This window comes from Pseudomonas sp. GM17, from assembly GCF_000282175.2.
Lineage (GTDB): Bacteria > Pseudomonadota > Gammaproteobacteria > Pseudomonadales > Pseudomonadaceae > Aquipseudomonas > Aquipseudomonas chlororaphis.
Genome location: NZ_CP124732.1, coordinates 3,044,326 through 3,065,280 on the forward strand (window position 1 = coordinate 3,044,326; position 20,955 = coordinate 3,065,280).

Sequence of the window (20,955 nt, forward strand, 5' to 3'; positions counted from 1 at the left end):
GAATACCCGAACCTTCCTTTATCCGCGCCTCGGGGCCTTATGAAAACTGTCGATCAAACCTGTGCCGGGCCTTCCGATTGGCCGGTGTATTGCAAACTGGCGGCGGTCACCATGATCTGGGGCGGCACCTTCGTCGCCGGGCGCCTGCTGGCCGGCACCCTGGAGCCTTTGCTGGCCGCCAGCCTGCGTTTTCTCCTGGCCAGCCTGGCCTTGCTACTGTTCATGGCGATCGCCCGGATTGCCATGGTGCGCCCGAGCCTGGCGCAGTTCGCCCAGCTGGCACTGCTGGGTTTTTTCGGGATCTTTTTCTACAACCTGTGTTTCTTCGAGGGCCTGCAGTCGATCAATGCCTCGCGTGCCTCGTTGATCGTCGCCCTCAATCCGGCGGTGATCGCCCTGGCATCCTGGGCGCTGTTCAAGGAGCGCTTGAGTGGCGCCAAGCTGTTCGGCATTGCCTTGTGCCTGGGGGGAGCGGGGGTGGTGATCCTTAGCCGCGACCCGGGGGCCTTCTCCAGCGGGCCGGGCAGTTGGCGCGGGGACCTGCTGATTTTCGGCTGCGTGCTGGGCTGGGGCGTCTATTCGTTGTTTTCGCGCACCCTGAACCAGACCCTGGGCCCCTTGCAGACCGTGACCTATTCGATCCTGCTGGGCACGGCAATGCTCTGCAGCACCGCGGCCCTGCGCGGCGAGGTACGGTTCGAAGCGCTGTCGAGCCTGACCCTGGAGCAGGGCCTGAGCCTGCTGTACCTCGGCGTGCTGGGCTCGGCCCTGGCGTATATCTGGTATTACGACGGCCTGCGCAAGATCGGCGCGACCCGCTCGGGGGTGTTTATCGCGCTCAATCCGCTGACCGCGGTGATCCTTGGCGCGCTGCTGCTGGACGAGCGTCTGAGCCTGGCCATGTGCCTGGGCGGCGGGTTGATCCTGTGGGGCATTTACCAGTGCAACAAACCCCTTGCGAGCCTGGAAAAAAAGCGGATTTTATAGAGAGTGCGGACAAATAGTTTTACGCTGTGTAGAATCTGGTTACGCATACAATAATAAAGTCTTCTGGCAGCAGAAGCCTCGCCCCCCAGCCGGTAAGACAAGGGTCGACATGAAGATTCTCGGGTTTCAACTGATTTACGGTGACTTCCTCGCGCGCAGCGTGCGGGGCATCTCTTGCGCGCCACCTGCCTGCCTCAGCATTGCTAGCAACTAACGATCCGTTAATTCCAAGCTATTGATTCTAAAAGCATGATGAGGCGCCAACCATGGCAGATATCTTCGAAAACCCGATGGGCCTGATGGGCTTTGAATTCATCGAATTCGCATCGCCTACTCCCAATACCCTCGAGCCGATCTTCGAGATCATGGGTTTCAGCAAAGTCGCGACCCACCGCTCCAAAGACGTGCACCTGTATCGCCAGGGCGCGATCAACCTGATCCTCAACAACGAGCCTCACAGCGTCGCTTCGTACTTCGCCGCCGAGCACGGTCCGTCGGTGTGCGGCATGGCGTTCCGCGTCAAGGATTCGCAAAAGGCCTACAAGCGTGCCCTGGAGCTCGGCGCCCAGCCGATCCACATCGAAACCGGCCCGATGGAGCTGAACCTGCCGGCGATCAAAGGCATCGGCGGCGCGCCGCTGTACCTGATCGACCGCTTCGGCGAAGGCAGCTCGATCTATGACATCGACTTCGTGTTCCTGGAAGGCGTCGACCGTCATCCAAAAGGCGCCGGCCTGAAGATCATCGACCACCTGACCCACAACGTGTACCGCGGGCGCATGGCTTACTGGGCCGGCTTCTACGAGAAGTTGTTCAACTTCCGCGAGATCCGTTACTTCGACATCAAGGGCGAATACACCGGCCTGACCTCCAAGGCCATGACCGCGCCCGATGGCATGATCCGCATCCCGCTGAACGAAGAGTCGTCCAAGGGCGCCGGACAGATCGAAGAGTTCCTGATGCAGTTCAACGGCGAGGGCATCCAGCACGTGGCCTTCCTTACCGACGACCTGATCAAGACCTGGGATCAGTTGAAGAAGATCGGCATGCGCTTCATGACCGCGCCACCGGATACCTACTACGAAATGCTCGAAGGCCGCCTGCCGAACCACGGCGAGCCGGTGAACGAGCTGCAGTCGCGGGGCATCCTGCTGGACGGTTCCTCGGAAGAGGGCGACAAGCGCCTGCTGCTGCAGATCTTCTCGGAAACCCTGATGGGCCCGGTGTTCTTCGAATTCATCCAGCGTAAAGGCGACGATGGTTTCGGCGAAGGCAACTTCAAGGCACTGTTCGAATCGATCGAGCGCGACCAGGTCCGTCGTGGCGTGCTGTCCACCGACTAAGTCGCGGCCTGCCTGACAATCGAGCCCGGTCGGGGAATTCTCGACCGGGCTTTTTCTTGCCTGTCGGTTGGCGATTGTGAATGTGTTAATGTTCGGCCTTTGTGACGCTCCGCGTCGCCATCCAGCCCTGTGAACGACCCGCACATGACCAACCCAAGACCTTCCCTGACATTGACCCTGCTCCAGGCCCGCGAAGCGGCCATGGCGTTTTTTCGCCCATCCCTCAACCAGCACGACCTGACCGAGCAGCAGTGGCGGGTGATCCGCATCCTGCGCCAGAACGGCGAACTGGAAAGTCATCAACTGGCGAAAATGGCCTGCATCCTGCCGCCGAGCATGACGGGCGTGCTGACCCGCCTGGAGCGCGACGAATACGTCAGCCGGCGCAAATCCCCCGAGGACCAGCGCCGGCTGTTCATCACCCTGACGGAAAAGGGCGAGGCCTGTTTCGAGTCCATGAGCGGCGACATGGAAATCAACTACCAGCGCATCCAGCAGCAGTTCGGCGAGGAGAAGATGCAGGCCTTGCTGGCCCTGCTCAACGAACTGAAGCAGATCAAACCCTGACCCATCTTCCGTAGGAGCGAGGCTTGCCCGCGATGCCGACAACTCGGAGCAACAGGTGATCCGGGTCGCATTCATCGCGAGTAAGCTTCGCTCCTACAACAGCAACAGCCGCGTCAGCTTCTGCGCTGACGCATCAAGTGCTTGAACCCCTCGTACACCAGCACCAGCACCGCCAGCCAGATCGGCAGGTAGGTCAGCCATTCCCCGGCCTTGATGCTTTCCCCCAGCAGCAGGGCCACGGCCAGCAGCAACACCGGTTCGACATAGCTCAACAAGCCGAACAGGCTGAAGGGCAGCAGGCGGCTGGCGATGATATAGGCCACCAGCGCCGAAGCACTGATCAACCCCAGCAACGGAATCAGCAGGTACAGCCAGGGGTGTTGATCGACCACGGCAAAACCCTGCTCGCCGCCTTGCACGAACCACAGCGCGATCGGCAGCAGCAGGGCCATATCGAGCCACAGGCCGCCCAGGTTGTCGGCGGCCAGGCGTTTGCGCAGCACGAAATAGACGGGATAACCGATGGCCACCAATAAGGTCGCCCAGGAAAAACTGCCCACCTGATATAGCTCGTTGAGCACCCCCAGGGTCGCCAGGCCGGCGGCGATCTTTTGCAGCCGCGACAGCTGTTCGCCATAGACGATGCGCCCGGTCAGGACCATGGTCAGCGGCAACAAAAAATACCCCAGCGACACATCCAGGCTGTAGCCATTCAACGGTGCCCACATGAACAGCCACAGCTGCACCCCGAGCAGCGCCGCGGACAGCGGCAGCGCCAGCAGCAGAAGCGGTTGGCCCAGCAGTCTCTTGAGGATCGCGCCGACATGCCGCCATTCGCCGCTCACCAGCATGAATACCGTCATGCATGGGGCGGTAAGCAGCATGCGCCAGCCGAAAATCTCCACCCCGGTCAGCGGGGCCAGCAAGGAGGTGTAGAAATACATGACGGCAAACAGCACCGACGCCAAGACCGATAGAGCAATACCTTTAGACAAGCTGTCCTCGTGTGACCTGAACCAGGCAAATGGGATGGAGGGAAAAACTGCGGGGAATATAGAGGGTTTGGCGCGAGACGTTTACTCGGATTTATCGCAAGTTACGGGAAAATATCCCGTTTGCCGCCACTGACCGGCAGCGCGGCAGCAGGTGGCCCGCGGAAGGGGCCACCGCTGTGGGGGAGGTCAGCGTGGCGTGCGTCCGGAGACGAAGTGGCTGACGTCGTTGAAGCCCGGGGTCGAGGCATGCCCCGGGGTGACCAGCGAGTCGATGAAGGCTTCATCCTCGGCGCTGATCTTCACGTCCAGCGCCTTGGTGTAGGCGTCCCACTGTTCCTCGGTGCGCGGGCCGACGATTGCTGAGCTGACCGCGGCATTGTTCAGCACCCAGGCGATGGCGAACTCGACCATGCCGACCCCGCGGCCCTGGGTGTACTGCTGGATCTGCTGGGCGATGCGCAGCGACTCGACGCGCCATTCGGTTTCCAGGATGCGTTTGTCCTGGCGCCCGGCGCGGCTGTTGCTGTCGGGGGCGACATCCGGCGCGTACTTGCCGCTGAGCACGCCACGGGCCAGCGGGCTGTAGGGCACCACGCCGAGCCCGTAGGCCTGGGCCGCGGTGATCTGTTCGGTCTCGGCCTGGCGGTTGACGATGTTGTACAGCGGTTGGCTGATCACCGGCCGGTCGACGCCGAGCCGGTCGGCGACGCGGATCACCTCGGCGATGCGCCAGCCGCGGTAGTTGGACAGGCCCCAGTAGCGGATCTTGCCCTGGCGCAGCAGGTCGCCGATGGCCGACACCGTGACTTCCAGCGGCGTGTTGTGGTCTTCGCGGTGCAGGTAGTAGATGTCGATGTAATCGGTGCCCAGGCGGGTCAGGCTGGCGTCGATGCCATTGAATATGTGCTTGCGGCTCAGGCCGCTGCGGTTGGGCACGCCATCGACGGGGCCGAAGCCGACCTTGGTCGCCAGCACCCATTGGTCACGCTGGCTGGCGATGGCTTCGCCGACGATCTCTTCGGAGCGGCCGCTGGTGTAGACGTCGGCGGTGTCGATGAAATTGATGCCCTGGTCCCAGGCCTTGTCGATGATGCGCAGGGAGTCCTCGGTACTGGTCTGTTCGCCGAACATCATGGTGCCGAGGGTCAGGGGGGACACGTGCAGCCCGGAATGGCCGAGGATGCGATAGCTCATGTACGAAATCCTTGTGCGTGAGGTAAGGCCGGCGCGACAACGGCCAGCGACCGGTCATGGGACGCCCATCAAATACCAGAACGGGCGTAGGGGGCAATCTGAATTATCCGGCCAGCAGCTGGCAGCGGGCCTGCAAAAAGCGTTGCAGCACCTTCACCCGTTCCGAGACCTGCAAACGGTGCGGGCACAGCAGGTTGAGCGGCACGCTTTCGCCTTGCCAGTCGCCGAGCAGGGGCACCAGGCGCCCGGCGCGGATATCGCTGGCCACATCCAGCCAGGCCTTGTAAGCGATGCCATGGCCGGCCAGGGCCCAGCGCCGCGCCACTTCGCCGTCGTCGCTGAGGTAGTCGCCGCGCACCTGGACCTCCTGCACCTCGCCGTCGCGGCTGAAATGCCAGCTGTTGTAGGGGCGACCGTTGCGCAGATAGATCAGGGCACTGTGCTCGCCCAGTTCGGCGGGCGTCTGCGGGGTGCCGTGGCGCGCCAGGTAATCGGGGCTGGCACAAGCCAGCCGGTGATGCCGGGGCAGGATCGGCAGGGCCACCAGGCTGGAATCGCTGGGTACGCCGAAGCGCAGGGCGACGTCGACGGTCTCGCGGAACAGGTCGCTGTGCCGGTCGTTGAGCAACAGTTGCAGGCGGATATGCGGGTGTTCGCGCTTGAAGTCGTCCAGCCAGGGCAGCAGCAGGTTGCGCCCGAAGTCCGACGGCGCCGCCAGTTGCAGCACGCCGCTGAGGCCCTGGCTCTGTTGCTTCAGCGCCTGTTCGCCCTCCGCCAGGGCCGCCAGCGCCACGCGCACGCTGTCCAGGTAGCGCCGGCCTTCTTCGGTAAGGCGCATGCTGCGGGTCGAACGCGCCAGCAAGCGCATGCCCAGGCGGGTTTCCAGGCGCTTGAGGGCGATGCTGGCGGCGGCGGGGGTCAATTCCAGGCTGCGGGCGGCGGCGGAAATGCTGCCGGAATCGGCGGTACGGACGAAGACTTCAAGGTCGAGAATCGAGCTCATTGCTAAAAATCCTTTAAAGATCTTTGCGTTTTACCGGGATTTTTCCTCGATTATCAAGCTGAGAATATGCAGTCACTTCCATCGCACCAGGGTGACCCCATGAAAACGCTCAGTACGTTCTTGCCGGATCGCACCGCCGTCATCGGTGGCGGAGGTGTGTCATGACCTGGCACTTCGACCATCTGGCCTTCAACACCGCCGAGGGCGATGCCTTGCAGCAGGCATTCCAGGCCCTGCTCGGGCTGCAGGCTGGACGGCGCCCGCCGTTTCCCTTTCCCGGACGCTGGTTGTACCAGGACGGGCAGGCGCTGGTGCATGTGATCGAACAACCGACCTTCGCCGAGACCGCGCTCAGCCATATCGCCTTCAGGACCGAGGAGGATGCCGCTCAGGTATTGCAGAGGGTCCAGGCCAGCGGCCTGCCGCATCAGGTGGCGCAAGTACCGCAGGACGGCACCTGGCAGATTTTCGTGCGGATACCGGGTGGCCTGGTGCTGGAACTGGATGCACCGGCGAGCCCCGACCTGCATCCGGGGTATCGCTATGCGGCGGATGGCGGCGCGCCGGCCTGAAACATGGCCACGCCAATACGGGGGGCGCAAGCATCCGTCAGCGCAGAAGCCGAAACTGTAGCCGCTGCCGCAGGCTGCGATCGAGGCCGCAGGACTCGCCATCAGCCATGACGCGGTCTGTCAGCAAAACGGCTTCTCTCCGGTCACGGCTGCTTCGCACGAAGTGCCGCCCAAACCGATCGCGGCCTGCGGCAGCGGCTACAGGTGAATGCCTTGAAGCGCGGCGACCCCGATGGCCGGGGCCGCCGGCAATTCAGGCCGAATGCAACTGGTAGCGCACCGCATAACCGCTCAGGCGCTGCTCCAGAGCCGCACGGCGGGTGGCATCCAGGCCGGGCACATGGATATCCACCCGTTGTCCATGGCGCTCGTCGCTGAGGGCTTCGACGCGGATGCCCTCGGCAACCTGGCGCACCTCGTCTTCGAACACCCGGCGAATGGCGTCCAGGCGCAGGGCCGGCTTGAAGGTCTTGCCCACGGCCGTCAAGGGGATCTGCTCGAGCAGCCAGACGTCCTTGGGCAGCGCGGCCCGTTCATGGATATGCCGCGCGGCGTGCTCCAGCAATTCGGCCGGGTCGGCGCTGGCGCCGGCCTTGAGCTGGACGTACACCACCGGCAGCTCGCCGGCCTTGATGTCCGGCTTGCCCACCGCCGCGGCCATGGCCACGGCCGGATGGCGGTGCAGGGCTTCTTCGATCATCTGCGGGTCGATGTTGTGGCCGCCGCGGATGATCAGGTCCTTGCTGCGTCCGGTCAGCCAGATGTAGCCGTCCCGGTCGATGCGCCCCAGGTCACCGGTGTTGAACCAGCCGCCGTCGAGCCACAGGCCCTGGTTCTTGTCGGCCTGCAGATAACCCTTGAACACTGTCGGCCCGCGTAGGCAGACGTTGCCGGGTTCGTCGGTGGCGGCGTCGCGCAGGTAATGGCCGCCGCTGTCGAGCACGGCGATCTTGACCTCGCAGTACGGCAGGCGCAGGCCGATGGAGCCGGGGCGGCGCTCGCCGTCCTGGGGGTTGCAACTGGTGGCGCAGGTGCCTTCGGTGAGGCCGTAGCCCTCGATGATCTTCAGCCCCGAACGCGCTTCGAACTGACGGATCAGTTCCACCGGCATGGGCGCGGCGCCACACACGGCAAAACGCAGGCTGGAGACATCGATGCCGTCATTGGGCACTTGCAGCAACGCGGCATAGATGGTCGGTACGCCGCTGAAACAGCTGACCCGATAACGCTCCACCAACTGCCAGAAATCCTTGATCAGGGTCGGGTTGCGGTAGCCCTGGGGGCCGGCCAGCAGCACCCGGGCGCCGCGGTGGAAGGCGGACAGGCCGGTGACCATCACCCCATTGACATGGAACAGCGGCAGCCCGCAGAGCAGCACATCGTTGCTGTCGTAGTCGCCGTGCAGGCTGATGATCTCGGCCATCGCCACTTCATTGAGGTGGCTGTGGGGCGCCAGTTTTGGTGTGCCGGTGGTGCCGCCAGTGTGGAAGTACGAGGCGATGTCGTCCGGCTGGATCACCCGGCCGCTTTCCAGGTGGTCGGCGGGGCAGGCTGCGAGCAGGCTGTCGAAGTCCAGCACGCCCTCCGGCATCGCCGGGCGCTGGCTCTGGATCGCGCTGCGTTGCGGCTCGGGCAGCAGGTTGGCCAGGTCGATGGTGACGATGGCCTCCAGCTCCGGCAGGCGTTCGCGCAGGTTGGCGACCTTTTGCCAGAGGTCGGTGCCGGGGAAGGGCGCCAGGGTCACCAGCACCGTGGTGTGCGAGGCGCGGACCAGTTCGGCGATGTGCGCAGGCTCCAGCAGCGGGTTGATGGCGTTGACGATCCCGGCGGCCTCGCCGCCCCAGATCACGTAATGGGTCTGCGGCAGGTTGGGCAGCAGGAACGACACCGCCTTGCCCGGGCGGATGCCCAGCCGGTGCAGGGCGTTGGCGGTGCGGGTGACCTGGGCGAACAACTCGGCGTAGCTGATGTTCCAGGGCTGGTCCTGAATGCTGCCCTGGGGCAGGAAGGTCAGGGCGGTGCGCTCGCCGAAACGGCTGGCCGAGCGTTGCAACAGTTCATAGGTGCTGGCGGGAAGATTGCGCTGGGCCAGGGGCTGCTGTTGTTCGAGGGCTTGGATATCGCCGAGGCGGGCGAGGGAGATGGGCGCGGTCATGATCGTGTGGGTCTTCCTTCGGTAAGGTCTGCGAGGGAGTCATCAATCGATCCAGCCAATGGAAAACTGCCGCGGCCGGACGTCTGTCCGATATACCACGGGGGCGCTGAGGTCGGCTGTTGCTTTTTGTAGCGAGGCGGTGACAAACCCGCGGCTTGTCCCGGGAAGCCGGGCCCGCCAGAGGGCAGGCCCGGTGGCAGGCTCGGAGGTATGGCTCAGCGTTTCAGCGTGCGGGTCATGCGCAGCGCCAGCAGGCTGCCCGCGACAATGACCCCGGCCAGCAGGTACAGCGCGGCGTCGGTGGAGCCGGTGCTGTCCTTGACCCAGCCGACGATGTAGGGGCTGAGGAAGCCGGCCATCTGGCCCATGGAGTTGATCAGCGCCAGGCCCCCCGCGGCGGCGCCGGCGCTGAGCAGCGCGGTCGGCACCGGCCAGAACATCGGCAGGCCGGTGAGGGCGCCCATGGTGGCAATGGTCAGGCCGAGGATGGCGAGGGTCGGGTTGGCGGCGAAGTTGACCGCGATCAGCAGGCCGATGGCGCCCATCAGCATCGGTACCACCAAATGCCAGCGGCGTTCCTGGCGCAGGTCGGCCGAGCGACCGACCATCAGCATGAACAGCGCCGCCAGCAGATAGGGAATGGCGCTGAGCCAGCCGATCACCAGGTTGTCGCTGAAGCCGAGGTTCTTGATGATCGACGGCAGCCAGAAGTTGATGGCGTACACGCCACTCTGGATGCAGAAGTAGATCAGGCCGAACGCCCAGATGGCCGGGTTCTTGAACACCGCCGCCAGGGAGTCGCCGCTGGTGCGTGGCTTGCTCGCGGCGTCTTCGGCCTGGTCGGCTTCCAGCAGCGCGCGTTCCTGCGGGTTCAGCCACTTGGCGTGGGCGAAGTTGTCATTGAGCAGGAAGTACGCCAGGGCGCCGAGGATCACCGTGGGGATACCCTGCAGCAGGAACATCCACTGCCAGCCGGCCATGCCGCCCTGGCCCGCGGCGAAGTGGTTGAGGATCCAGCCGGAGAACGGGCTGCCGAGCAGGCCGGATACCGGGATCGCCGACATGAACAGGGCCATGATGCGCCCGCGGCGAAAGCTCGGGAACCACTGCGAGAGGTACAGCACCACGCCGGGGAAGAAGCCGGCTTCGGCGGCGCCGGTGAGCAGGCGCAGGCTGTAGAACTGGGTCGGGGTGGTGACGAACAGCAGGCAGGTCGACAACGTGCCCCAGGCGATCATCATCAGCGCGATCCAGCGCCGCGGGCCGAACTTGTTCAGCGCCAGGTTGCTCGGCACGCCGCACAGCACGTAGCCGATGAAGAAGATCCCGGCACCCAGGCCGTAGACGGTTTCGCTGAATTTCAGGGCATCGAGCATCTGCAGCTTGGCAAAGCCGACGTTCACCCGGTCCAGGTAGTTGAACAGGTAGCAGATGAAGATGAAGGGGATCAGGCGCAGGGTGATGCGCTTGTAGACGGCGTTTTTATCGTCATCGGTGGCCAGGGTGGCAGCGGCGCTCTGTGACATGGCGTGTCTCTCTTTATTATGATTTTTTGCGATGCGAGGTTAACGTTGATCGCCCCGAGAGTCTCGGTCACCCCATGGGCCGCTGTCTTTGTGCCGGCGCACAGGCTTTGCCGGCATCCCCTGTGCCGGTGAACAAGCCTTCGCCATCGCACCCGAGCCCGCTTTCGTTGGGTCTGTACGAAAAGTCGGCGAGCGAAGGTCAGGCAAGGCAAAAACAGGCGAGGAAGCGGAGTTTAGGGGCCTAAATGAGCATTCCGAGCCTGTTTTTAACGCAGCATGGCCGAGTGCAGCCACTTTTCGTAGAGAGCCTAGGATCACGCCGCTATGTTCGAACTGGATCACGACCTGGCGCAGGATATCGTCGACCGGACGATGGCCATCCTGCCCTACAACGTCAACGTCATGGACAGCCAGGGCCTGATCCTTGGCAGCGGCGAGCCCGAGCGCATCAATACCCGCCACGAAGGCGCGCAACTGGTGCTGGCCAACGGCCGGGTGGTGGAGATCGACGCGCAGACCGCCAAGCACCTCAAGGGCGTGCAGCCGGGGATCAACCTGCCGCTGCTGCACGACCAGCGGCTGATCGGCGTGCTGGGCATCACCGGCGAGCCGGAACTGCTGCGCACCTATGCCGAGCTGGTGCGCATGACCGCCGAGATGCTGGTGGGCCAGCGCCACCAGCAGGCCGAACAGCAATGGCGCCGCCAGCGTTGCGACGACTTGCTGGCGCTGTTGCTCAGTGACAGTGGGGATTCGCCGCGGCTGGTGGACGAGGCGCAGCAGATGGGCCTCAAGCCGCAGTTGCCGCGCACGCCTTATCTGTTCGAACTGGGCCAGCCCCAGGAGGGCGGGGCGCAGACCGTCGAGGCCCTGAGTGCCTGGCTGATGTCCCGTTACCCGGACAGCTGGTGTGTCAGCTCGGCCAAGTCCTCGTTGCTGTGGTGCCGGCCGGCGACCCTGAGTGTCGATAACCCGCGACTGCTGGAAAAGCTCGACAGCCTGGGCTGGAACATCCTGCGCATCGCCGTGGGCGGCCAGGCCGACGGGCTGGCGGGGCTGCGCCGTTGCTACCGGCGGGTCGGCGACTTGCTCGCCTATGGCCGTGATGTGCTGCCCCAGTCGCGCTTGCTGACCCTCAATCGTTTCCGCCTGCCGGTGATGCTCTGGCGCCACCGCAATGACGATGCCCTGGACGAGTTGCTCAGCCCTTTGCGCAAGGTCATCGCCAAGGACAGCAATGGCCAGCTGCTGGCGACCCTGCGCAGCTGGTGCGACCACGACGGCCAGAGCCAGGCCTGCGCCGACGCCCTGGGCATCCACCGCAACAGCCTGCGCTATCGCATGGAACGCATCGCCGAGCTCAGCGGCGTCGACCCGCTCAAGCTCGACGGCATGCTGGCGCTGTACCTGGGGGTGCAACTGTTGCCGCAGACCGATGCACCCGCCACCAAGGCTTAAAACGTTGCGCCCACCCCTGTAGGAGCGAGGCTTGCCCGCGATGGCCTCGCCGCGGTGGGCCTGATACACCGCGGCGCCTTGATCGCGGGCAAGCCTCGCTCCTACAGGACTGCGTCTGGCTCCTATGATTGTGAAAATGAACAATAAAGCCGCCCCACACTTGTGCAGCGGACCGGGGTCAAGGTCGCGGCCAACTGGCAGCATGGGCGCCATAAGAACCGGAGATAGCCCATGAAAATCATCATCGCCCCCGACTCCTTCAAGGACAGCCTGAGTGCCTCTGGCGTGGCCAGCGCCATCGCCGACGGGCTGGCGCGGGTGTGGCCGGACGCGCAGCTGATCCAGTGCCCGATGGCGGACGGCGGCGAAGGCACCGTGGAGTCGATCCTCGATGCCTGCGAGGGCCAGTTGCGCACCACCCGGGTCCAGGGACCGCTGGGCGCGCCGGTGGAGGCGCGCTGGGGCTGGCTGCCGCAGAGTCACACCGCGATCATCGAAATGGCCGAGGCCAGTGGCCTGCAACTGGTGCCGCCGGGCCAGCGCGATGCCTGTACCAGCAGCACCCTCGGCACCGGCGAGCTGATCCGCGCGGCCCTGGATGCCGGCGCGCGGCGGGTGATCCTGGCCATCGGCGGCAGCGCCACCAACGACGCCGGCAGCGGTGCCTTGCAGGCGCTGGGCGTGCGCCTGCTGGATCGCGATGGCCAGGTCTTGCCCCTGGGCGGCCTGGCCCTGGCGCGGGTCGCGCGGGTCGACCTGAGCCACCTCGATCCACGCCTGGCCGAGGTGCGTTTCGAGATCGCCGCCGACGTCGACAACCCGCTCTGTGGTCCTCACGGCGCCTCGGCGATTTTCGGCCCGCAGAAGGGCGCGTCGCCGCAGCAGGTCGAACAACTGGACCGCGCCCTCGGCCAGTTCGCCGACCAGGCCGCGCGGGTGCTGGGCAAGGACGTGCGCGACGAACCGGGCAGCGGCGCCGCCGGTGGCCTGGGGTTCGCCGCCAAGGCGTTCCTCGGCGCGCGGTTTCGTCCAGGGGTGGACGTGGTGGCCGAGCTGGTGGGGCTGGCCGAGGCCGTGCAGGGCGCGGACCTGGTGATTACCGGCGAAGGTCGCTTCGACGCCCAGACCCTGCGCGGCAAGACCCCCTTTGGCGTGGCGCGCATCGCCAAGCAGCACCAGGTGCCGGTGATCGTGATCGCCGGGACCCTGGGCGAGGGCTACGAGCAGATGTATGAGCACGGGGTGGATGCGGCCTTTGCCCTGGCCAGCGGCCCCATGACCCTGGAGCAGGCCTGTGCCGAGGCCCCGCGCCTGTTGCGCGACAGGGCTGCGGACATCGCCCGGGTCTGGCGCCTGGCGGCGCGCCAGGGCTGACGCCATCGCGGGCAAGCCTCGCTCCTACAAGGCGCAAAACCTGTGATTGCTTTGGGTCTGGATAACCGCGTTGGCCCCGTTGCGGCCGCTACGCGACCGATCGCAGCCTCGCGAGCTCGGCAGCGGCTACAGGGGTTAGTAGACCCCGCCACCCGAGGTAGGCGTCGCCACCTCCTTGTACTGCCCCAGCAAGCCCTGCAAGCCCTTCATCAGCACCGTGGTATCCACTCCCACGGCGACGAAGTTCGCTCCCAGCTCGATATAGCGCTGCGCCAATGTCCGGTCGGCGCTGAGGATCCCGGCCGCCTTGCCGGCTTTGCGGATGCGCGCGATGGCGTCCTCGATCGCCGCGACCACCTCGGGATGCCCCGGGTTGCCGCGATGGCTCATGGACGCCGAGAGGTCGGCCGGGCCGATAAACAGGCCATCGACCCCGTCCAGGGCGGCGATGGCATCCAGGTTGGCCAGGCCTTCGAGGTTCTCGATCTGCAGCAGCAGGCACATCTGCTCGTCGGCCTGGTCCAGGTAACCGGGAATGCTGTTCCAGCGCGAGGCCCGGGCCAGGGCACTGCCGACACCACGAATGCCCGCGGGCGGATAACGCATGGCGCGCACCAGTTGCCGGGCCTGCTCGGCGCTTTCGACCATGGGGATCAGCAGGGTCTGGGCGCCGATGTCCAGCAGTTGCTTGATCAGCGCGGTGTCGCCCACCGGCGGGCGAATGATGCCTTGCACCGGGTAGGGCGCGATGGCCTGCAACTGGCCGAGCAGGCTGTTGAGGTCATTGGGCGCGTGTTCGCCGTCCAGCAGCAGCCAGTCGAAACCGGCGTTGGCCGCCAGCTCCGCGCAATAGGCATTGGCCAGGCCCAGCCACAGGCCGATCTGCGGCGCGTCCTGGCGCAGGCGTTGCTTGAAATGATTGATCGGCAGTTGCATGAGCGTTCTCCTCAGACAAAACGGCAGGCGATGCTGCCGAGCTGATCGTAGTCGACGTGGAAGGTATCGCCGGGGCGGGCCGCCACCGGGCGGGTGAAGGAGCCGCCGAGGATGATCTGCCCGGCCTCCAGGCCGACGTCGTAGGCCGCCAGTTTGTTGGCCAGCCAGGCCACGCCCTTGGCCGGATGGTTGAGTACCGCGGCGGACACCCCGGACTCCTCGATCACGCCGTTGCGATAGAGCACCGCCGGCACCTTGCGCAGGTCGATATCGTTGGGGCGCACCGCGCGGCCGCCCATGACTACCCCGGCGTTGGCGGCGTTGTCGGAGATGGTGTCGAACACCTTGCGCGTGACCTGGGTTTGCGGATCGACCTGCTGGATGCGCGCGTCGATGATCTCCAGGGCCGGGATCACCCATTCGGTGGCGTCGAGCACATCGAACAGCGTGCAGTTCGGGCCCTTGAGCGGCTTGCCGAGGATGAACGCCAGTTCCACCTCGACCCGCGGCACGATAAAGCGCTGGAACGCAATGTCGCTGCCTTCCTCGAACAGCATGTCGTCCAGCAGGGCGCCGAAGTCCGGTTCTGTGATGTTCGACGACACCTGCATGGCCCGCGAGGTCAGGCCGATCTTGTGCCCGACCAGCTTGCGCCCGGCTCGGATCTTGTGTTCCACCCAACTGCGCTGGATGGCGTAGGCGTCCTCGATGGTGATGCCGGGAAACTCCAGCGACAGCTGGGCGATCTGTTCCCGGTTGCGTTCGGCGGCGTCGAGGCGGGCGGCGGCCTGCTGGATGTCCGAAAGGCTGAGCATGGTTATTTCTCCTGGGGATTGACGATAAGGGCTGGCACCCGCAATACCAGCCAGGCGCCGAGGGCGATCAGCAGGGCCAGGGCATACAGGGCGAGGCTGGCGCTCTGGGTGGCGTCGCGGACCACGCCGATCAGGTAGGGCGCGAGAAAGGCGGCGATGCTGCCGAAGGAACTGATCAGGGCGATCCCCGCGGCCTGGGTGTTGCTGGCGAGAAAGGCCGGTGGCAGTTGCCAGAACATCGGCAGCGCGGCGCTGGCGCCCATGCCGGCCACCAGCAGCCCGGTCATCACCAGCCAGGCGTTGTCCGGGGCGACGCCTGCGACGATCAGGCCGAGGCTGGACATCAGCAGCGGCACGCCGAGGTGCCAGCGCCGTTCGCGCAGGCGGTCGGAGGAACGGCCGACACCGATCATGAACAGGCAGCCGGCCAGGTACGGCAGGGCGCTGAGCATGCCGACGCGACTGTCGCGGGCGATGCCGGCGTGGTGGATCAGGGTCGGCATCCAGAAGGCGATGGTGTTGACCGCCAGCATCACTGCGAAATAGATGCACACCAGCAGCCAGATATGTTTGTCCTGGAGGATGCCGGCGAAGCGGGTGATCGGCTTGTGCTGTTCCTCCTCACTCAGGGCCGCGTGCAGTTGCTGCTTTTGTGGGGCGCTCAGCCAGCCGACGCTGTCGATGCTTTCCGGCAGCGCCTTGAGCACCACCAGGCCGAGCAGGACCACCGGCAGGCCTTCGATCAGGAACATCCATTGCCAGCCGCGCATCCCGCCCAGGTCGTGAAAGCTTTCGAGAATCCAGCCCGACAGCGGCCCGCCGATCACCCCGGCCATGGGCACGGCAATGGCGAACAACGCGGTCACCTGGCCGCGGCGGCTGGCTGGGAACCAGCGGTTGAGCAGCACCAGGATGCCGGGAAAAAACCCGGCCTCGGCCACCCCCAGCAGAAAGCGCAACAGGTAGAAGCCGGCGGCGCTGTCCACCAGTAGCATGGCGCTGGACAGCAGGCCCCAGACCACCATCAGGGTGGCGATCCAGCGGCGCGGCCCGATCCGGTCCAAAGCCAGGTTGCTGGGCACGCCGAACAGCGCATAGGCGATGAAGAACAGGCCGGCGCCGAAGCCGTAGACGCTGTCGCTGAAGCCCAGGTCCTGGGTCATCTGCAACTTGGCGAAGCCGATGTTGATGCGATCCAGGTGGGCGAAGATGTAGCAGGTGAACAGCAGGGGCATCAGCCGCCAGGTGATCCGGCGATAGGTGTCGTTGGTCTCCACCGCGCTGGGCAGGGCAAGGGTCGAGCTGGACATGGGCGGGTCTCTTTTATTGTTCTTGTCGATAGGGCACGGACTCTGTAGCCGTTGCCGAAGGCTGCGATCGGCCGGGACGGCCGCAGCGACTTCAAGCTCGCTGAAGGCCTTCGGCCTTATCGCAGCCTGCGGCAGCGGCTACAGGTCAGGCTTGCCGCTTGAGAAACTCATGCACGTTGTTGTGCTTGAAGTTCAGCTCGGCATCCAGCTCGCTCATCTCGAACGACAGCGCCAGCAGGCGCTGGGCCTGGAGCTCGGCGAAGTGCGCCTTGATGATCTCGAACAGTTCCTCGGCGACCTTGCGTCTTGTCGCCAGGTCGCGCCCGGCGCCGACCTGCAGGCGCATATGGACGAAGGCATAGTCGTGCTTGCCGTCGGCCATGCGCCAGGTGTCCAGGCGCACGCCGCGGCTGCGGATACCACCCAGCGGAAACACGCCGCTGGCCCCGAGGCAGTCATGGACCTTCTCGAACAGCCCTGGCAGGTCGGCGGCTTGCTCGATGTTGTCGGTGTATTCAGCGATGAAATGCGGCATGTGATCCTCCTTGCGGGTGAACCTTCGGCGGCCAGCCCTGGAAATCCAGGGCCGGGTTGGCGAGGCTGGCGCGGCTCCTAGAGCGGGAAAATGGCGTTGATCTGGCCGGTGCCGGAGCTGCCGAAAGGCGCGGTGACGATTTCCGCCGGCCGGTTGTATTCGGGGCCGCCGAGCAGGCCCAGGAGCATGGCGGTGTCGTGCATCCGGCCTTCGCCGAAGCAGTGCTCGGCATAGTCCGGGAGCATCGAGCAGAACTCGCGGAAGCGCCCCTGTTGCCACAGCTCGACCACTCGCAGGTCCATCTGTTTGTCGAACTCGCGGGTCCAGTTGTGGATGTTGGCTTCGGCCTCGCGGTCGTCGGAGAAACGGTGCGACAAGGAGCCTGAGGCCAGCACCAGGACCTTGCGGTCGCTCTTCTCGATGGCCCGGCGCACCGCGGCGCCGAAGGTGAAGCTGTCTTCGAGCTTGTGCCAGGCACACCAGGCGGCGATGGAAATCACCTTGAAATGCTGCTCCGGCGGTACGTCCATGTGCATGTAGCGCATCGGCACCAGGGTGCCGTATTCCAGCTCCAGGCTGGGGATGTTGTGGGCGAGGGTGCGCACATCGGCGGCATTGGCTTGGGCGGCAATCAGCTCGCCCAGTTCCGGGCAGCCGTGGTAGTCGTAGTCCATGTTCTTGATGAAGTGCGGCAGTTCGTTGCTGGTGTAGGTGCCCTTGAAGTGCTCGCCGCAGTTGATGTGGTAACCGCTGTTGACCAGCCAGTGCACGTCGAACACCACCGCGGTGTCGGCCCCCAGCTCACGAGCGCGGCGGGCGATTTCCTTGTGCCCGGCGATCGCTGCTTCACGACAGCCGTGGTGCTTGCCCGGCAGTTCGGACAGGTACATCGATGGAACGTGGCAGACCTTGGCGGCCATGACGACTTCGCCCATGGTGCTTCTCCTGAAACATCTTATTGTTCGGCCCGTAGCCGCTGCCGCAGGCTGCGATAAGTCCCGCAGGGACTTCAAAGAGCGGCGTCTCGTTCCGAGACGAGCGCAGCCTTCGGCAGCGGCTACAGGATTTCAAAACCTTACACGCCCCAGCGCGGGATGTGGTGGCTGCCCATGGAGATACAGATGTTCTTGATCTCGGCAAACACCTCGAAGCTGTACTCGCCGCCTTCGCGGCCGGTGCCGGAGCCCTTGACCCCACCGAACGGCTGGCGCAGGTCGCGCACGTTCTGGCTGTTGATGAACACCATGCCGGCCTCGATGCCACGGGCCAGGCGATGGGCCTTGCCGATGTCCTGGGTCCAGATATAGGAGGCCAGGCCGTACTCGGTGTCGTTGGCCAGTCGCAGGGCCTCGGACTCGTCCTTGAACGGGATCAGGCAGACCACCGGGCCGAAGATCTCTTCCTGGGCGATGCGCATCTTGTTATCGACGTCGGCGAACACCGTCGGCTGGATGAACTGGCCACGGCCCAGGTGCGCCGGCAGGTTGGCCGGGCGCTCCAGGCCACCGGCGAGCAGGGTGGCGCCTTCTTCGATGCCGATGCGGATATAGCCGGTGACCTTGTCGTAGTGGGCCTGGGTGATCATCGAACCGACCTGGGTCTTCGGGTCCTGCGGGTCACCGACAATCAGGCGCTTGGCGCGGGCGGCGAACTCGGCGACGAACTGCGGGTACACGCTTTCCTGGACGAAGATCCGGCTGCCGGCGGTGCAGCGTTCGCCGTTGAGCGAGAAGATGGTGAACAGCGCCGCATCCAGGGCGCGCTCCAGGTCGGCGTCTTCGAAGATCAGCACCGGCGACTTGCCGCCCAGTTCCATGGAGTACTTTTTCAGCCCCGCGGTCTGCATGATCTTCTTGCCGGTGGCGGTGCCGCCGGTGAAGGAGATTGCCCGCACGTCCGGGTGGCGCACCAGGGCATCGCCGGCGGTGGCGCCGTAGCCCTGGACGATGTTCAGCACTCCATTGGGAATGCCGGCTTCGACCGCCAGGCGCCCCAGTTCGTTGGCGGTCAGCGGCGACAGCTCGGACATCTTCAGCACCGCCGTGTTGCCCAGCGCCAGGCACGGCGCGGTCTTCCAGGTGGCGGTCATGAACGGCACGTTCCACGGCGACACCAGGGCGCAGACGCCGACCGGCTGGTACAGGGTGTAGTTGAGCATCTGGTCGTCCACCGGATAGCTGTGGCCATCCATGCGGGTGCAGACCTCGGCGAAGAAGTCGAAGTTGTGCGAGGCGCGCGGGATCAGCACGTTCTTGGTCTGGTGGATCGGCAGGCCGGTGTCGAGGGTTTCCAGTTCCGCCAGGTGCGGCACGTTCTGGTCGATCAGTTCGCCCAGCTTGCGCATCAGCCGCGCCCGTTCCTTGGCCGGGGTGTTGGCCCATTTCGGAAAGGCTTCCTTGGCCGCCGCGACCGCCTGGGCGATTTCCCCGGCGCCGCCGCTGGCCACTTCACCGATGGCCTCGCCGGTGGCCGGGTTGTAGTTGACGAAGGTGTCTTGGCTTTCGACCTCGCGGCCGTTGATCCAGTGTTTGATCATTTATGCGTGCTCCTTGGCCGCCAGTTGCGTGTCGTGTTGCGCCTTGATCCTGAAGAACTCCGCCTCGCTGACGATGCGGTTGACCAGCCGGCCGACGCCTTCGACTTCCACTACCACTTCGTCGCCGGGCACCACGTCGGACAGGCCTTCCGGGGTGCCGGTAGCGATCATGTCGCCCGGTTGCAGGGTCATGAAGCTGGACAGGTATTCGATCAGGTAGGGGATGTCGAAGATCATGTCGCAGGTGCTGCCTTCCTGGCGCAACTCACCGTTGACCCAGGTGCGCAGCTTCAGCCGGTTCGGCTCGGGCACGTCGGCGACGTCGACTATCCACGGCCCGACCGGGGTGGTGGCGTCGCGGTTCTTCACCCGCAGGTTGGGCCGGTAGTAGTTTTCCAGGTAGTCGCGGATCGCGTAGTCGTTGCACACCGTGTAGCCGGCCAGGTAATCCAGGGCGTCCTCGCGTTTGACGTTGCGCGCGGTCTTGCCGATCACCGCCACCAGTTCGCACTCGTAGTGCATGTAGGCGACGTTGTCCGGGCGCCAGGTGACCTGGTTGTGGCCGGTGTAGGTGCCGGGGGACTTGATGAACACCAGCGGCTCGGTTGGCGGCTTGAAGGCCAGTTCGGCGGCGTGGTCGGCGTAGTTCAGGCCCAGGGCGAACATGCTGCCGGTGGCCGGTGGCAGCCACTCGACCTGATCCTCGGCGAGCACGCGGCCATCGGCCAGTTTCACGCTGTTGGGCGCGTTGACCACGACCTCGTGGACCTGGCCTTGATAACGGATGCGGGCGTGTTTCATGGCGGCTCCTTATTCGGCGGCAATTTCGGCGGCTATTTCTTCAGCGACAACGTGATTGGCGAGACGGCCCAGGCCGCTGATCTCCACTTCGATGCGGTCGCCGGGCTTGACGTCGACGCGGCCTTCGGGGGTGCCGGTGATCAGCACGTCGCCCTCGTGCAGGGTCATGAACTCGCTGATTTCGGCGATCAGTTGGGGAATACCGCGCACCAGGTTGGCGGTGCTGTTGCGTTGCCGCAGTTCACCGTTGACCCACAGCTTCAGTTCCAGCTCATGGGGATCGCGTACCTGGGCCGCCGGCACCAGTTCCGGGCCGAAGGCACAGAAACCGTCACGGCACTTGGCCTTGACGGCGGGGCGGTAGTAGCTGTCTTCCGGCAGGCTGAACTCGTTGACGATGGTGTAGCCGGCCACGTGCTGCAGGGCGTTTTCCACGCTGACCCGGCTGGTGCTCTTGCCGATCACCACGCCCAGCGCCGGGCCGGGTTGCAGGCGCTCGACGCCTTGCGGATAGATCACGGCGCCGCCGTGGACATTGCGCGTATTGGGGGTCTTGATGAACAGCACCGGCTTGACCGGTGGCTTCTGGTAGGGCGGCTGGGTGAAGGATTCCAGGTGGCTGCGCAACAGGCCCTGGTAGTTCAGCGCGACGCCGAACAGGGTGCCGGTGGCGACTTCATGCAGTGCACGGCTCATTGTGGTTTTCTCCTGAGCATCGCGGAAGACGAGGTGATTTCGTTAATGTGTTAACGTTATATTTAATATGTTAATGATCGTCAAGCGCCGGCCAGGAGCCGATCACCAACTGTCTGCCCCGTACTGGTGAACAGGTCGCGAATCACGCAGGA

The 20,955-nt window shown here is 65.0% G+C and carries 19 protein-coding genes; 6 read left to right on the plus strand and 13 right to left on the minus strand.

All coding sequences use genetic code 11. From position 1 onward, the window contains the following. Nucleotides 1-39 precede the first annotated feature (39 nt). From PMI20_RS13940 to hpaR, 3 genes are all read left to right on the plus strand, one after another. Nucleotides 40-987, plus strand: coding sequence for a DMT family transporter (locus PMI20_RS13940; RefSeq protein ID WP_007921768.1), 948 nt, complete (start codon nucleotides 40-42; stop codon nucleotides 985-987). Between the two features lie 266 nt (nucleotides 988-1,253). Then, nucleotides 1,254-2,330, plus strand: coding sequence for a 4-hydroxyphenylpyruvate dioxygenase (gene hppD, locus PMI20_RS13945; protein WP_007921770.1), 1,077 nt, complete (start codon nucleotides 1,254-1,256; stop codon nucleotides 2,328-2,330). A gap of 144 nt (nucleotides 2,331-2,474) precedes the next feature. Further along, nucleotides 2,475-2,897: a homoprotocatechuate degradation operon regulator HpaR gene (hpaR, locus tag PMI20_RS13950; protein WP_007921772.1), complete on the plus strand. Its 423-nt coding sequence runs from the start codon at nucleotides 2,475-2,477 to the stop codon at nucleotides 2,895-2,897. A 113-nt stretch (nucleotides 2,898-3,010) separates the two neighbouring features. Here the strand turns inward: hpaR and rarD are convergent, their stop codons facing one another. The 3 genes from rarD to PMI20_RS13965 form a co-directional block, all read right to left on the minus strand. Continuing rightward, nucleotides 3,011-3,892, minus strand: a complete 882-nt coding sequence (rarD, locus tag PMI20_RS13955) for an EamA family transporter RarD (protein ID WP_007921774.1) — start codon at nucleotides 3,890-3,892, stop codon at nucleotides 3,011-3,013. A gap of 186 nt (nucleotides 3,893-4,078) precedes the next feature. Continuing rightward, complete coding sequence (locus tag PMI20_RS13960) at nucleotides 4,079-5,086, minus strand: aldo/keto reductase (protein ID WP_007921775.1); 1,008 nt, start codon at nucleotides 5,084-5,086, stop codon at nucleotides 4,079-4,081. 103 nt (nucleotides 5,087-5,189) lie between these two features. After that, nucleotides 5,190-6,089, minus strand: a complete 900-nt coding sequence (locus tag PMI20_RS13965; RefSeq protein ID WP_007921776.1) for a LysR family transcriptional regulator — start codon at nucleotides 6,087-6,089, stop codon at nucleotides 5,190-5,192. Nucleotides 6,090-6,250: 161 nt separating this feature from the next. Here PMI20_RS13965 and PMI20_RS13970 point away from each other — a divergent pair, with 161 nt between their 5' ends. Beyond that, nucleotides 6,251-6,661: a VOC family protein gene (locus PMI20_RS13970; protein WP_007921777.1), complete on the plus strand. Its 411-nt coding sequence runs from the start codon at nucleotides 6,251-6,253 to the stop codon at nucleotides 6,659-6,661. Between the two features lie 253 nt (nucleotides 6,662-6,914). Here PMI20_RS13970 and PMI20_RS13975 read toward each other — a convergent pair whose 3' ends face one another. Together PMI20_RS13975 and PMI20_RS13980 are read right to left on the minus strand one after the other, a co-directional pair. Beyond that, complete coding sequence (locus PMI20_RS13975; RefSeq protein WP_007930942.1) at nucleotides 6,915-8,816, minus strand: acyl-CoA synthetase; 1,902 nt, start codon at nucleotides 8,814-8,816, stop codon at nucleotides 6,915-6,917. A 215-nt stretch (nucleotides 8,817-9,031) separates the two neighbouring features. Then, complete coding sequence (locus PMI20_RS13980) at nucleotides 9,032-10,342, minus strand: MFS transporter (protein ID WP_007930944.1); 1,311 nt, start codon at nucleotides 10,340-10,342, stop codon at nucleotides 9,032-9,034. A 324-nt stretch (nucleotides 10,343-10,666) separates the two neighbouring features. Between PMI20_RS13980 and PMI20_RS13985 the strand changes: the two genes are divergently transcribed. Continuing rightward, nucleotides 10,667-11,800 carry a sugar diacid recognition domain-containing protein gene (locus PMI20_RS13985; RefSeq protein WP_007930765.1) on the plus strand — a complete coding sequence of 378 codons (1,134 nt, stop codon included), beginning with the start codon at nucleotides 10,667-10,669 and terminating at the stop codon, nucleotides 11,798-11,800. A 231-nt stretch (nucleotides 11,801-12,031) separates the two neighbouring features. After that, a complete protein-coding gene (locus PMI20_RS13990; RefSeq protein WP_007930764.1) occupies nucleotides 12,032-13,174 on the plus strand; it encodes a glycerate kinase in 1,143 nt (380 codons plus the stop codon). 135 nt (nucleotides 13,175-13,309) lie between these two features. Here PMI20_RS13990 and hpaI read toward each other — a convergent pair whose 3' ends face one another. The 8 genes from hpaI to PMI20_RS14030 form a co-directional block, all read right to left on the minus strand. Beyond that, the gene (hpaI, locus tag PMI20_RS13995) at nucleotides 13,310-14,110 is read right to left on the minus strand and encodes a 4-hydroxy-2-oxoheptanedioate aldolase (RefSeq protein ID WP_007930763.1); all 801 of its coding nucleotides are present in this window, start codon (nucleotides 14,108-14,110) and stop codon (nucleotides 13,310-13,312) included. A gap of 11 nt (nucleotides 14,111-14,121) precedes the next feature. Beyond that, nucleotides 14,122-14,925, minus strand: coding sequence for a 2-oxo-hept-4-ene-1,7-dioate hydratase (gene hpaH / locus PMI20_RS14000; RefSeq protein ID WP_007930762.1), 804 nt, complete (start codon nucleotides 14,923-14,925; stop codon nucleotides 14,122-14,124). 2 nt (nucleotides 14,926-14,927) lie between these two features. Continuing rightward, nucleotides 14,928-16,235, minus strand: coding sequence for an MFS transporter (locus PMI20_RS14005; RefSeq protein WP_007930760.1), 1,308 nt, complete (start codon nucleotides 16,233-16,235; stop codon nucleotides 14,928-14,930). Nucleotides 16,236-16,380: 145 nt separating this feature from the next. After that, a complete protein-coding gene (locus tag PMI20_RS14010) occupies nucleotides 16,381-16,770 on the minus strand; it encodes a 5-carboxymethyl-2-hydroxymuconate Delta-isomerase (protein ID WP_007923547.1) in 390 nt (129 codons plus the stop codon). Nucleotides 16,771-16,847: 77 nt separating this feature from the next. Next, nucleotides 16,848-17,705: a 3,4-dihydroxyphenylacetate 2,3-dioxygenase gene (gene hpaD / locus PMI20_RS14015; RefSeq protein ID WP_007923544.1), complete on the minus strand. Its 858-nt coding sequence runs from the start codon at nucleotides 17,703-17,705 to the stop codon at nucleotides 16,848-16,850. Between the two features lie 140 nt (nucleotides 17,706-17,845). After that, nucleotides 17,846-19,306, minus strand: a complete 1,461-nt coding sequence (gene hpaE, locus PMI20_RS14020; RefSeq protein ID WP_007923542.1) for a 5-carboxymethyl-2-hydroxymuconate semialdehyde dehydrogenase — start codon at nucleotides 19,304-19,306, stop codon at nucleotides 17,846-17,848. Further along, the gene (locus tag PMI20_RS14025; RefSeq protein WP_007923540.1) at nucleotides 19,307-20,107 is read right to left on the minus strand and encodes a fumarylacetoacetate hydrolase family protein; all 801 of its coding nucleotides are present in this window, start codon (nucleotides 20,105-20,107) and stop codon (nucleotides 19,307-19,309) included. Between the two features lie 9 nt (nucleotides 20,108-20,116). Beyond that, nucleotides 20,117-20,803, minus strand: a complete 687-nt coding sequence (locus PMI20_RS14030) for a fumarylacetoacetate hydrolase family protein (RefSeq protein WP_007923539.1) — start codon at nucleotides 20,801-20,803, stop codon at nucleotides 20,117-20,119. Nucleotides 20,804-20,955: the final 152 nt, after the last annotated feature.